At 70.5% G+C, this 12,809-nt stretch carries 10 protein-coding genes; 7 read left to right on the forward strand and 3 right to left on the reverse strand.

Going from position 1 to position 12,809, the window contains the following annotated elements; genetic code table 11:
- Positions 1 to 55 precede the first annotated feature (55 nt).
- The 4 genes from ACWCPM_RS07755 to ACWCPM_RS07770 all read left to right on the forward strand — a co-directional run bounded on the left by ACWCPM_RS07755 (position 56) and on the right by ACWCPM_RS07770 (position 5,660).
- Positions 56 to 4,903, forward strand: coding sequence for an amino acid adenylation domain-containing protein (locus tag ACWCPM_RS07755; protein WP_450975231.1), 4,848 nt, complete (start codon positions 56 to 58; stop codon positions 4,901 to 4,903).
- Positions 4,900 to 5,046, forward strand: a complete 147-nt coding sequence (locus tag ACWCPM_RS07760) for a hypothetical protein (protein WP_450975232.1) — start codon at positions 4,900 to 4,902, stop codon at positions 5,044 to 5,046. The genes ACWCPM_RS07755 and ACWCPM_RS07760 overlap by 4 nt, the downstream gene beginning before the upstream one ends.
- 47 nt (positions 5,047 to 5,093) lie before the next feature.
- Entirely contained in the window at positions 5,094 to 5,432 is a 339-nt protein-coding gene (locus ACWCPM_RS07765; protein WP_450975233.1) for a hypothetical protein, read from the forward strand.
- 93 nt (positions 5,433 to 5,525) lie between these two features.
- A complete protein-coding gene (locus ACWCPM_RS07770) occupies positions 5,526 to 5,660 on the forward strand; it encodes a hypothetical protein (protein ID WP_450975234.1) in 135 nt (44 codons plus the stop codon).
- Between the two features lie 12 nt (positions 5,661 to 5,672).
- Here ACWCPM_RS07770 and ACWCPM_RS07775 read toward each other — a convergent pair whose 3' ends face one another.
- Positions 5,673 to 6,071, reverse strand: a complete 399-nt coding sequence (locus ACWCPM_RS07775) for a DUF7919 family protein (protein WP_450975235.1) — start codon at positions 6,069 to 6,071, stop codon at positions 5,673 to 5,675.
- A 191-nt stretch (positions 6,072 to 6,262) separates the two neighbouring features.
- Here ACWCPM_RS07775 and ACWCPM_RS07780 point away from each other — a divergent pair, with 191 nt between their 5' ends.
- Positions 6,263 to 7,042 (forward strand): SDR family NAD(P)-dependent oxidoreductase, encoded by a 780-nt coding sequence (locus ACWCPM_RS07780; RefSeq protein ID WP_450975236.1) that lies wholly within the window; start codon positions 6,263 to 6,265, stop codon positions 7,040 to 7,042.
- 288 nt (positions 7,043 to 7,330) lie between these two features.
- Here the strand turns inward: ACWCPM_RS07780 and ACWCPM_RS07785 are convergent, their stop codons facing one another.
- Entirely contained in the window at positions 7,331 to 7,822 is a 492-nt protein-coding gene (locus ACWCPM_RS07785; protein ID WP_450975237.1) for an SRPBCC family protein, read from the reverse strand.
- A 251-nt stretch (positions 7,823 to 8,073) separates the two neighbouring features.
- On the opposite strand from ACWCPM_RS07785, the gene ACWCPM_RS07790 reads away from it, so the two are divergent.
- Complete coding sequence (locus ACWCPM_RS07790) at positions 8,074 to 9,402, forward strand: hypothetical protein (protein ID WP_450975238.1); 1,329 nt, start codon at positions 8,074 to 8,076, stop codon at positions 9,400 to 9,402.
- Between the two features lie 243 nt (positions 9,403 to 9,645).
- On the opposite strand, the gene ACWCPM_RS07795 is transcribed toward ACWCPM_RS07790, so the two are convergent.
- The gene (locus tag ACWCPM_RS07795) at positions 9,646 to 10,467 is read right to left on the reverse strand and encodes a hypothetical protein (RefSeq protein WP_450975239.1); all 822 of its coding nucleotides are present in this window, start codon (positions 10,465 to 10,467) and stop codon (positions 9,646 to 9,648) included.
- 1,241 nt (positions 10,468 to 11,708) lie between these two features.
- On the opposite strand from ACWCPM_RS07795, the gene ACWCPM_RS07800 reads away from it, so the two are divergent.
- Positions 11,709 to 12,539 carry a glycoside hydrolase domain-containing protein gene (locus ACWCPM_RS07800; protein WP_450975240.1) on the forward strand — a complete coding sequence of 277 codons (831 nt, stop codon included), beginning with the start codon at positions 11,709 to 11,711 and terminating at the stop codon, positions 12,537 to 12,539.
- Positions 12,540 to 12,809 lie beyond the last annotated feature (270 nt).

Here is a 12,809-nt window from a genome sequence, read left to right on the forward strand (position 1 = left end):
GGCGGCTCCCAGCACGGCGGGCCCGCGCGTCACTTCGAGAAAGCAATTCAGAGCAATGAGCCACGAGTTCCGCCGTAACGAGGGGGCCACACCGCCGTCCCGGGCGAGCGTCGCCGACGCCCTCGACGGCACGTCCTGCCTGCACGAGGCGTTCGAGCGCCAGGCGCGGCGGACACCCGATCGCACCGCGGTGGTCTCCGGGACGACACGCCTCAGCTATGCCGAGGTCGACCGGCGGGCGGACGGCATCGCCCGACGGCTGCACGAGCACGGGGTGCGGCGCGGCGACCTGGTGGGCGTCTGCGTCGACCGGGACGAACGGCTGGTTCCGACCCTGCTGGGGGTGCTGAAGGCCGGTGCGGCTTACGTCCCGCTGGACCGGGCGTACCCGGAGGAACGGACCCGGTTCATCGTCGAGGACGCGGGGCTGACGGTCGTGCTGGCGTCCCCGGGCGCCGAGCAGGTCCTGCCGTCCGCCACCACCGTGCTGCGTGTCGACGACGTACGGCCCGCGGCCGGCCTGGGCCTGCCGGTCTCCGACCGGGACGCCGCGTACGTCATCTACACCTCCGGCTCGACCGGGACGCCCAAGGGCGTGGTCGTCGAGCACCGCAACGTCGTCAACTTCCTGAGCTGGGCCGCCCGGTCGTTCTCGCCCGACGAGACACGCGGCGTGCTGGCCGCGTCGTCGGTGTGCTTCGACGCCTCGGTCTGGGAGATCTTCATTCCCCTGGTCCTCGGTGGCACGGTTCTCCTCGCCGACAACCTGCTCGCGGTGCCGGACCTGCCGGCCCGCCAGGAGATCACCATGATGGCGGTGGTCCCGTCGGCGCTCTCGGTGCTGCTGCGGGAGCCGCTGCCCCCGAACGTACGGATCGTGGTGACCGGCGGCGAAGCGGCGACTCGCGCCCTGTACGACAGGATCTTCGCCAACCCGCAGGTGACCCGGGTGCTCAACGCCTACGGCCCGACCGAGTGCACGGTCATCTGCGTGGTGGCCGAGGTGGACAGGAACGATCCCGCGCCACCCCCGATCGGCCGGGCGATAGCAGGAGCGTGGCTGTCTGTGCGGGGGGACGACGGCACGGTGCTGCCCGAGGGTGAGGTGGGCGAGCTGTGGGTCGCCGGGCCGGGTGTGGCGCGTGGCTACCTGGGCCGGCCCGAGGCGACCGCGCGGAGCTTCGGCGCCTTCGGGTACCGCACCGGGGATCTGGTCCGGCGCGAGGGCGAGACGTACTACTTCGCCGGGCGCGCCGACGACCAGGTCAAGGTGCGCGGTCACCGCGTGGAGCCCGGGGAGGTCGAGGCCGTGCTCGCCTCCCACCCCGGAGTGCGGCACGCCGTCGTGATCGCCGACTCCGACCGCCTGGTCGGCTACGTCGAGGCGGACACGGTCACCGAGGCGGAACTGCGGGACTGGCTGGGTTCCCGGGTGCCCGCCTACCTGGTGCCGTGGCGGATCGCGGTGCTGGCGCGGATCCCGGTCGCGGCCCATGGCAAGGCCGACCGGTCGGCCCTCCCGCCGATCACGGTCGGACGTCCTCCCGAATCCCCGTACGTCGCGCCGCGGGACGAGACCGAACAGCAGATCGCCGACGTGATCGCCGAGGTCCTCGGGATCACGGAGGTCGGTGTCGACGACCGGTTCGCCGACCTCGGGGGGCACTCGCTGGCCGCGGCGCGCGTGGTCGGCGAACTCGCGCGGCGGCGCGGCACGGCGGTACCGCTCGCCGCCTTCCTGGCCCACCCGACGGTCGAGGGACTGGCCCGCGCGCTCCCGACGGTCGAGCCGGAGCCGCAGTTGCGCAGGCGGCCGGAGTTCGACCGCTGTCCGCTCACGGCCGCGCAGCGCGAGTTCTGGCTCCTGCGGCAACTCACGCCGTCCGAGCCGGTCACCACACTGGCGATGCCCGTCGGCGTACACGGTCCGGTGACCGCGCCGGCGGTGCGGGACGCGCTGACCGCGATCGTGCGGCGGCACGAAGTGCTGCGCGGTGCCGTCGCCGGCGACGCCGAGCCGTACCTGGTCATCCGCCCCGCCGGCCCCGTCCCGGTGGACGAGGTCGACCTGCGCGGTGTGTCCACGGCGGCGCAGGGGGAACGGCTCGCCGAGGTGCACCGGATCGCGGCCGGGCACGTATTCGATCCGTCCGGTGAGGCGCCGCTGATGCGGGCCACCTTGGCGCGCCTGGCCGACGAGGTCGCCGAGTTGATCGTGGTCGTCGACCACATCGCTTTCGACGGCGGTTCGGTCACTCCGTTCCTGCGGGAGCTGGCGGCCGAACTCGCGGGGGAGCCGGTGACCGCGCCGCCGGTGCAGGTCGGCGACATCGCGTTGCACGAGCGGGAACTGGACGCCGTACCGGGACGCCGGGAACGACTCGACGCGTTCTGGCGCGCGGAGCTCGCCGATGCCGTCATCCCGGACGACCTGCCCGGCCGCGCCGGGCCGCCCGGCCACGAGAGCGCCCGGATCACCGTTGCGCTGGACCGCGAACTGGTGCACCGGCTGCAGCGGTTCGCGACCACGAGCGGCACCACGCCGTTCGCCGGACACCTCGCCGCGCTGGGGCTCGTGGTCGCGGGCCTCACCGGTCGCACCGACGTGGTGATCGGGGCCGCCGCCGCACGCAGGCAGCGGCCCGGCACGGAAGCGCTGCTCGGTCCCTTGGTCGACGTTCTCCCGCTACGGCTGCGGACGGACGAGGCACCGACCTTCCGCGACCTCGTCCAGCGGTGCGCCGCCACGACCACGGCCGCGCTCGCCCACCAGGAGGTGCCGGCCGCGGACCTTCTCGGACACCTGCCCGCCCACCGCTCCTCCGGTGCCTCGCGAACCCCCGTGATCCTGAGCGTGCAGCCCCTCGACCAGCCGGCGACCGTGACCGCCGACCGGATCCGGCTGGATCTGCACACCGATCGCGGCACCGGCGCCGCCGGGAACGAGCTGACCGTTCTCGTGGCGCGAACCGCGACCGACGTGGAGTTGCAGATCGCATACGCCGAACGGCGCTTCGACAGGGCCGACATGGTGGCCTTCGCCGAGCGCGTCGTCAGCACCCTGCGAGCGGGGCTGTCCGACCCCGACCTCCCGCTGTCGGCCCTCGACCTGGTGAACGAGCGGGAGCGCGCTGCGCTGCTGGCTCTCGGCGAAGGCCCCGCTCTGCCGGCCAACCGTCCGGCGACCGTGATCGAGGCGGTCCTGTCCCAGGCCGAGACCCGGCCGGACGCGGTGGCCGTCAGCGGTCCGGACGGTCAGCTGTCCTACGGCGAACTGGAGGCGTGGTCCCGCCGGGTCGCCACGGGCCTCGTGAGCGCGGGGGTGCGCCCCGGAGACGTCGTCGGAGTGAGTCTGCCGCGCGATCATCTGCTCCCCGCCGCAGTGCTGGCCGTCTGGCGGGCGGGGGCGGGCTATCTGCCCCTGGACCCCGACTACCCCGACGACCGGCTCGCCTGGTCGGCCGCCGACGGTGGCGTACGGGTCGTGCTGGCCCGCGGGCCGGCCCCGGCCGGGCTGCCCGGACTGGACATCGACGAACTCGCCGCCAATGGCGCGGACCTGCGGCTGCCCGTCCCCGACCCGGGGCGGACGGCCTATGTCATCCACACCTCGGGGTCGACCGGCCGGCCCAAGGGCGTGGAAGTGACCCACGCCAACGTGGCCGCCTGCGTCACCGCAGTCGCCGCCGTACTCGGGACCGGCCCCACGGACTCCGTGCCCCTGATCGCGCCGCTCTCCTTCGACATGTCCGTCCAGCAGATCTGGACACCGCTGACCGCCGGAGGCCGCTGCGTCGTCGTGGAACGGGCGTGCACGACGGACGGCTACGCGCTGGTGGAACGGCTCGTCGACAGCGGCGTGACGATGCTGGACACCACCGTCACCACGCTGCGCATGCTCATGGCCGCCGACCTGCCGACGATGCCGGCCCTGCGCGTCATGGCGGGCGCGGAGGTCCTCGACCCGGAGCTCGCCGCCGGCGTCCTCGCGCGGGTCGGGCAGTTGTGGCACCAGTACGGTCCGACCGAGACGACGGTGACCTCCCACATGCACCGGGTACGCGCCGTGGACGGCGGGAGGATCCCGCTGGGTCGCCCCAATCCGGGTTACCGCTGCTACGTGATGGACCCGCTCGGCCGGCTCGTACCCCCGGGGGTGGTGGGGGAGCTGTGGATCGGCGGAGCCGGCGTCGCTCGCGGCTACCGCAACCTGCCCACCCCGGCCTTCGTGGCCGACCCGCTGGTACCCGGCGGGCGGTGCTACCGGACCCGGGACAAGGCACGCTGGCGGGACGACGGACTGCTCGAGTTCCACGGCCGGTTCGACAACCAGGTCAAGGTACGCGGATACCGGATCGAACTCGGCGAAGTGGAGGCGGCACTGCGGGATGACCCGCAGGTCACCGACGGCGTCGTCACCGTGGGCGGCTCCGGCGCCGACGCCCACCTGGAGGGTCATGTGGTCCCCGAGGGCGTGGACTGTGCCGCCGTCGAGGCGCGGCTGCGGACACGGCTGCCGGACCACCTGGTGCCGAGACGGTGGACGGCCCTCGCCGAACTGCCGAAGACGGCCAGCGGCAAACTCGACCGGTCGGCCCTTCCCGAACCGAAGGACACCAGGCGCGTACCCGTGGCGCCGGACGGCGACGCGGAGCGGCTCGTCGCGACCGTATGGGCCAAGGTGCTGGACCGGCCGGAGATCTGGGCCGACGGCAACTTCTTCGCGCTCGGCGGCCACTCCTTCGCCGCCACCCGCGTCGTCGGCCGACTGCGTGACGCACTGCGGATCGCGATCCCGGTGCAGACACTGTTCGACCGACCGGTCCTCGCCGACTTCGCGGCCGCGATCGAGCGCCTGGTGCTCGACGAGCTGGCTGAACGACCCGGTGGGACAGGAAGATGAACGACACACCGAACAGCCTGCGAGAGCAGCTCACGTCGCGTGTCGCGGCCGCCCGGGAGGCCGTCGGCCGGGAAATCGCCGGGCCCGCCACGAACGCGCCTCAGGACCCCGTCCCACTGCCGGCGGCACAGCGCACGCTGTGATTCCCCGCCCGGATGGAGCCGGACGGCGCGGCGCACAACGTGCCCTGGTGGCGCGGCTGACCGGGCAGGTGGACGAGCAGGCACTGCTCGGCGCGGTACGGGACCTCGCGGAACGCCACCACGTGCTGCGCGGCGTCCTGGACGCGGACGGACCCGAACCGCCGGTGCGTGCGGGCTCTGCCGCCGACGTGCCGGTGTCGGTCGTGGACCTGTCGGAGGACGCGCCGGCCGAGGCGTCGGCCGAGCTCGACTGCTGGACCGGGTACCTGGACGGGCTGCCCCCGTGCTCGACCTTCCCACCGACCGGCCGCGCACGTTGCGGTCGGCCTGGCAGGGCGGTACCACGGCGGTCACGTGCCGCCACGAACGGCGGCCCGGCTGCGTGAGGTCGCCGCGAAGACCGGCGCCACCGCGTTCATGGTGCCGAGGGCGACTGGCAGGCACTGCTCGGCCGGCTGGCGGACACCGGCGACGTCGCGGTGGGTGTCCCCCACGGGGGACGGCACTCCGTCGCGGCGGAGGCGACGGTCGGCTGCTTCCTGGACATGATCGTGGTGCGCACCGACCTCACCGGCGAGCCGTCCAATCAGACCCGGATCCTCACCCAGCCGTGAAACCGTCCGGGTTCACACCGTGGCGAGAACCGCCTGGACAAAGGCGGCCGGCGGCACATAGTTGTGTTCCTCGACATAGTGAGCGATCAGTTCAGGGGCGGCGTAGGCAACGTCTCCACCCATGACCCATATCTCGGCACTTCCCTGCGGATGACGGGCGCGACTGCCGAATATCCGCGAAGCGCAGAGGGGGCAGGAGTGGAATCCACGGGTCTGCTGAGCTCGATGCGTGCTGCTCATGCGGCTCAGCACTGCAGCCAGCCCGGCGTGAGCAACGCCCTGCTCGTAAGGCCGGCCGCGCTCAAGCCAGCCCACGTTGACCAAAGGGGCGCCACGCCAAAGCCCCGTCGCCCCTGTCGCCCAGTTGTCCCGGTGATACGTGTATGGCGTCAAGTCCGCGTAGTACGTCACTCGAAATGTGTACCAGGTGGCGCGACCACAGAGAGAACGGGCTGCGCTGCCGAACAGTTCATGGCACTCCGGTCCGATCCTCGATTCCCCACCTGGTGCTCATGGGATGGCCACCTGATCAGGTGATCTCCCCACGTCATACGTTCCGCCCCGATCGCTCTCGCGGTGGACGCGCCGCCTAAGGTGCGGACATGACCTCGCATGACTACCTTGCCGAACTGTTCTCGCTGGACGGGCGGGTCGCCGTGGTGACGGGCGGCAGTTCCGGCATCGGCCGGGCCATCGCCGGGGCTCTCGCGCGAGCGGGGGCGAGCGTGGTGATCGTGGCGCGCACGGAGTCGGAACTGGCCGCCACGGTCGACGAGCTGGTGGCGGACGGCTGCCGGGCGGCCGCGGTGAGCGCCGACCTGGGCACCCGCGACGGGGTGCGCGCGGCGGCGGAGCAGGCTGCCGAGGTGTTCGGCGAGCCCGACATTCTGGTCAACAGCGCCGGGATCAATCTGCGTCCGCCGATGGGCGAGCTGGGCGAGGACGTGTGGGACGCCACGATGGCGGTGAACCTGGAGGCACCCTATTTGTTGGGCCGGCGGTTCGGGCCCGGCATGGCCGAGCGGGGCTTCGGACGGATCATCCACATCACCTCCCAACAGGCGCACCGGGCGTTCGTCCAGAGCGGCGCCTACGGGGTCTCCAAGGGAGCACTGGAGTCGCTGGCCCGCTCACAGGCTGAGGCGTGGTCGCCGTACGGCGTCACCTGCAACACGCTGGTGCCCGGCTTCGTCATGACCCCGCTCAACGCGCGGTTGTCGTCCGACCCGGAGAAGGTGGCGGCGCTGGCCGCGCGCACGCTGGTCGGGCGCAACGGTCTGGCCGAGGACTTCACCGGAGCGGCTGTGTTCCTGGCCAGCCGCGCCTCCAGTTACGTCACCGGGCAGGCGATCTTCGTCGACGGCGGGTTCTCCGTTCACTGAGCCGGCCTCGAAGATCGGCATCAGATCGAGGAGCGAATGGTCCTCTGCCGCTTCAGAGACCACGAACCCACCCCACGTTCGACCCTGCTTGCCGAAGACGCCGTGGGCTTTGGGTGCAAGCGCCTCAGTCACGCTGAACTCCCGGCCGACGTGCCGGGAAGAACCGTGTCACCAGCCGCAATCGAGCCGTCAGGGCTGCGTGACCGCGGCTTCATGAGCCGGGCCGTCGCGAGCGCGGTGCGGATGTCCTCGGTCGCGACGTTGTCGACGCCGCTGTCCGCCAGCAGTTCAGCCCTTCGCTTCGCGGACGTCCTTTCCCTGCTCGGCGAACGCCTTGAAGTCCTGCATGTGCTGTTGCGACTGCTTACGGAAGGCGCCGGGCATCAGGACCCCTACCAGCCGCATCAGCAAGCCGCTGAACCGGTATTCGTTCTCGCTCACCCAGAGCGTCGTCTGCGGACCGGCCTCGGTCAGTCTGTCGCGCACGGCGCTCCACATGCCCTCGCCGACGATCTCGCGGTCGAAATGAACGACGCTTCCTTTCGGGATCCCGTGCAGGTCTTCCGGTTCCCGGCGCGTGATGGTCTCGGTGCACTCGAACTTCCGCTGGCCCATCTGCATCACGACCCGCGACTCTGTACCGACCTGCCCGTGCACGCCACTCAGCGGCTCGTGCAGCACCAGGCCTCGCAGCCACTTCGGCAGGTGTGCCGGGTCGGCGAGCAACTGCACCACCCTCTCCCGCGGCACGGCGATCTCGATCGAGACGGTGTACTTCATGGCGGAGCCCTCCATATCCCTGAGCGAACGGGCAACTCTACTGATCGTCGACCTCGGACTTGACGCTGCTGGGGGGTGAGTCCCAGGCCGGTTCCGGACAGCACTGCGCCAGCGGTCTAGGCGATCTGACGCCGCCGGCTCATGACCGCACGCGAGCGGGGGATGCCCAATGGCCGCTGACACACGCCATGGACGAGTCCCGCGATGTGAGGAACGAGTGGTGGCGGGAGACCCTTCTGACCATCAGACGGATGGCCGGACCGCGTCGAAACCTCAGCAAGCCCTCTTCGATGCGGCGGCCCTACCTGCCCACTCCGTTGCTGCAAATGCTGGAGGCATTGTCGGGCGGAGTCCCGCGGCAGGGGGAAACAGTGCCTGCATGGTCGAGGATTGCCGGATTGCGCCGCGGGGGAGTGGCGACCATCGCAGCCCATGGGGTTGCGTGTCTGGTGCATTTCCTGACGGCTGGGATGCTGATCGGCGGTCTGCTCCTGACCGTGTTCGGGTGGAGCACGGTTGTACTGCCGCTGATCGGAATGCTGCTGCTCGGGGCCGCCGGCCGGCTGTTTCCTCGATTGGGCGGGCTCGATCGGGACCTGCCCGTCTTGACCCGTGAGGATGCTCCGGCACTGTATGCGCTGCTGGATGCCATAGCGGACGCAGTCGGCGTGAGGCGCCTGGAAGCCGTTCAGGTCAGCGCGGAATTCGCACTGCGGATCTCGACCTACGGCATCCGGGGCAAGCGTCGCCTCGAACTCGGGCTTCCTCTGTGGCTGACCTTCGCACTACAACAGCGGGTCGCCGTCGCCGCACACGAGATGGCGCACTTCGTGTCCGGTGACATCCGGCGTGGGGTTCTGGTCGGTGCGGCGCTCAGTTCACTGGGTGATCGGTCACCTCTCACGGAGCGCCGCCCCGGAACAGTGAGCGCGATCCTCAGGACGTCCGTCTCCCCCGGCTCGCGTCACGCGGACGAGATGGCCGCGGCATCAGTACGCTTCGATCGCCAACGTCGCCTCACGCATGGGGCGCTGTGGATACCCGCTCTGATGGTGAAAGGGACACGAAGCCTGCTGATGCGGCTCACGCTGCCCGGTGTGCGACGCGCGGAGTTCCAGGCGGACACGGTGGCGGCGCGGACAGCTTCCACCCAGGCAGCAGTTGCCGCCGCACGCGATCAACTGCTTGCCGGCATCGTCAACGCCGAGGTGCACCGACTGGCGGTCGCCAGGCGGACCTTCGGCCGGGCTGACGCCGCGCGGAGGACGGACCAGGAATTCTGGACAGAAGTCGCCGCATTCGCGGCGGCGTTGCCTGACGGGGTGCGCGAAGGGATCGACGGCGTCCACCACTGCGATGGAACGCGGACCATTCCCGACGCGCCGAGTGGTCCCGTTCAGGATGACGGCCTTGGCCTCCCTCGCGTGAGCGTACGCATCAGGCGACTGTCCCTCGGCGAGGCTGCGGCCCATACCGGGACGGTCACACTTGATGCGGACGCGGCGGATTCCATAAGTGACGAACTCCGCGAACCAGCACGCCTGCTGGCCGGTAAAGCCGTCCAAGACTGCGTCAGCTGAGCGAAGTGACGGTGGCCGGCGCCCTACGGCCACTTCAGCGAGGGCCAGGCGCGTCATCCCGCGGATGCCGTCCTTGCTGTTCACGAACCGCGCCCACTGCGAGTTCATCCGCCTCTCCCGCGTTGCCCCGCTCCCGCGCCAGGGCGGGACCGCGCCGTCTCGGCCGGCGCGGTCGTGCGGGATCCAGGAGCGATCACTCGCGGGCTCGTGGCGGCCGTCCGCGCATGCGGCGGCTGCGGCAGCTCAGCCAGTCAGGATGCCGCTGACCTTGGTGACGGGGACCGTGTCCGAGGCCCGGGGCACCGTCACATGGACCGGTTCGCCCATGTCCATCAGGGTCATGATCAGTGTCGCGCTCGCACCGGCCATGTTGACGCTTGCGCGGGTCTGCACGAGCCGCCCCCGGCTGTCGACCCACGCGTCGGCGAAGACCGGGAGGTTGCTGCCCAGCATGTCGCGGGCCTGGTCCATTTTCGTGCGCACGTCCCCCGCCATGCGCAGGGTGACGGTTCGGTGGTCGAGGACGCCGCGGTAGTGCACGGCGTGGACCCCTTGGACCTTTTCCTCGCCCGCCCGGGAGATCTCGCCCATGGCGGCGATCTGCACAAGGATGTGCTCGGGGTCGTTGAGCGGGGCTCGCAGCAGGTAGTGAGCCTCCGCCTTGTCCCGGGGCAGGACGCCCCAGGCATCCTCGTCGACACCTTCGGCACCGCTGATGTAGATCTTGCCGTCCGCGAAGACCTGGTCGCTGTGGTCGATGGCGCCACCGGGGAGGTCGACCGCCAGATGGCCCTTGTCCGCGGCGAAGTCGAAGCCGCCGGTGACGGTGAGGCCGTACACCTGGCCCCCACCTTCCAGTTCGACGTCCTGGCGGAACCGGGCGCTTGTCTCGCGGAGAGCGGCGACGGCCGCTCGTACGGCGGAGCGGGGGTCGGACGACGATTCGGGAGAAGGTGACGGTGACGGTGACGCGGCCTTGGTCTTGTCGTGGTGACGGGCGTCGGCCGTGGAGCAGCCGGCGCACAACAGCGCGGCGGCAACGGCGATCACGAGAGGATGGCGCATGGAGTTCTCCGAGGTTCTTGGGCGAGCACTCGGCCACTGCGGCACTACCTCGCCCCCAGATCTTACGAAGCAACGAACAACCGTGCGAGACGACCCCGGCGTTCGACGCCCGCTCCGGGGCCGCGTGGCTCGGCTCCCGAGACACGGAAACCCATTCATGCTCGACACCGGGTGACCACCACCGAACCAACGAGCTGTGTCTGAGCGCGATCCGGCCGCCCTGGCGAATCGGACCGCATTCATCGACGGTCACGGTCGGCTCCGGCAGGAAGAATCCCGGTCGACGAGTCCTCCTGCGGGCAGTGGCCCGCCCACCCCGAGACTGCTTCGTCCAGGACGTCTGACCGCCCCTCTGCGACATCCTCGACTGCACGCCCACTGACCTGATCACCACCTCGGCCCAGAACCTGCGAGCCTGCCGAGCCGTCGGCGAGGAAGCTCCGATCAACCTGGCCGCCCGGCGATCCGCACGGGTCCGACTGACGCCGGAGGGGTGAGCGGTGGCGCCAGTGGAGTACGAGCGGTGGCTGATCTGCGACTGTGCACGCTGCGGCCGTCGAGCCTCGAAGCCCGCGGAGTGGTCGCACGGCCCGATCTGCTCGACCTGCTACGGGCAGGCAATGCGAGTCCGTGGCCGCTGCCCCGATGGCGACACCGATCGCTTGCTGCCGGGGCGAGACAGCAGTGGCACACCCATCCGTCCGGACTGCGCGGGGATCGTGCGCGACTTCTTCTGCGATCGCTGTGGCGACGAGGGGCGACTGCTTGGCGGACGTCTCTGCGAACACAGCGCTCTCGCCGACACGCTCACACCTCCGCCTCCTCAACGACGGCACTGGCTGTGGAGCCCCAGAGTTTCACGCTGGTCAAGCCCCTGCTGGAGATGGACCGGCCCAAGAGTCGACTGATCTGGTTGCTAACTCCAATGTCGTTCGCCTTCGAACTCAAGGTCGTGACCGTCCTTCTCCATCGCGGCCCAGTACCCGGCGCAACAAGCGATGGGCCGCCACGGCCACGGGCTACCACGGCTACGGGCTACACAGTGTCCGGGGCCGCCATCCGCTGCTGGCGCGGCGAGCCGGCTGTCCCGCTCGCAGCGCAGACCCTGGTGTCAGCGTTTCGGCGTGTGAGGGCCGCTACCAGGGCCTGGAGGGCCCTGACCCATCGCTGTGGTTCCGCCGTATCTGGATAGGGTGGGCGGGCTCCGGAGGACCGGAGACCGAATTCGTATGGGGTGGGGAATGCCGAAGCACCGGCTGTCCAGAAAGAGCCGTTTCATCGCCATGGGGGCGACAGGCGTCGTTGTCGTGGCCGGCGCAGGGATCGCGGCGCAGTCCTCGATGGCCGCTCCGGCGTGGCCCGCCCAGAAGACGTACACGGGCCGGGCGTTCGATGCCTGCACCGCGCCCTCGCTCACCGCGATGAAAGCCTGGAAGAACGACGCCTACTACGGCGGCGTCGCGGTCTACATCGGCGGCAAGAACCGCGGCTGCGCCCAGCCCAACCTGACCAAGTCCTGGGTGAAGTCCGTCGACACGCTCGGGTGGCGGGTCATCCCCCTGTACGTCGGTGCCCAGCCGCCCTGCCAGAAGAGCCTGAACAAGGAGCGGTTCACCGCCGCCACCGCCGCCTCGGTCGGGGTGAGCAACGCCAACGACGCCATCGCCAAGGCCTCGGCGCTCGGCATGAAGCCCGGCAGCGCGATCTACCTCAACATGGAGTCGTACGACATCGCCGACAAGGCGTGCAACGACGCCACCCTGACCTACGTGCGGTCCTTCACCAAGACCCTGCGCGCCAAGACCTACCGCGCCGGCCTCTACGGCTTCAGCAGCTCCAGCGCCAAGGCGATCGCCACCGCCAAGGACCGGACGGACCTGCCGGGCAACCTCTGGTACGCGCTGTGGAACGGCCAGGAGACCACCACCAAGGACTGGCCCTGGGACCCCACGCTGTACACCAACCACAGCCGCGGCCACCAGTACAAGGCCAACAGCAAGGAGACCCGCGGCGGTCACACCATCAACATCGACCGCAACGCCTGGGACGCCCCGGTCGCCATCATCGGCTGACCGGCGATCCCAGAACGGGGGAGCTGTCCCCGAGTGATGGACACCTTCCGTCCCGGCCCCGGCAGGGTTCAGGACGCAAGGTGTCATGACCTGGCCCGGCAACGGCTCTACTTGAGGCGGATGTGACCGTCGGTGGTGATCGCTGGACGGCTTCCCCAGCTTCCTTGCGATCACCCGCTCCGGCATCGGCTCGGCCCGGTGAAACCGACGGAACTCCGCCGAGTCCTCCACGCTGATCACCACTTCTCCCGGCCTGACTCAACGAGCCAG

This window comes from Streptomyces sp. NPDC002309, from assembly GCF_053593375.1.

What these genes read in the sequence shown, in the direction of transcription:
- ACWCPM_RS07755 (WP_450975231.1), top strand. Translation starts at nt 56, where the DNA reads ATGAGCCACGAGTTCCGCCGTAACGAGGGGGCCACACCGCCGTCCCGG.
- ACWCPM_RS07760 (WP_450975232.1), top strand. Translation starts at nt 4,900, where the DNA reads ATGAACGACACACCGAACAGCCTGCGAGAGCAGCTCACGTCGCGTGTC.
- ACWCPM_RS07780 (WP_450975236.1), top strand. Translation starts at nt 6,263, where the DNA reads ATGACCTCGCATGACTACCTTGCCGAACTGTTCTCGCTGGACGGGCGG.
- ACWCPM_RS07785 (WP_450975237.1), bottom strand. Translation starts at nt 7,822, where the DNA reads ATGAAGTACACCGTCTCGATCGAGATCGCCGTGCCGCGGGAGAGGGTG.
- ACWCPM_RS07790 (WP_450975238.1), top strand. Translation starts at nt 8,074, where the DNA reads ATGGCCGGACCGCGTCGAAACCTCAGCAAGCCCTCTTCGATGCGGCGG.
- ACWCPM_RS07795 (WP_450975239.1), bottom strand. Translation starts at nt 10,467, where the DNA reads ATGCGCCATCCTCTCGTGATCGCCGTTGCCGCCGCGCTGTTGTGCGCC.
- ACWCPM_RS07800 (WP_450975240.1), top strand. Translation starts at nt 11,709, where the DNA reads ATGCCGAAGCACCGGCTGTCCAGAAAGAGCCGTTTCATCGCCATGGGG.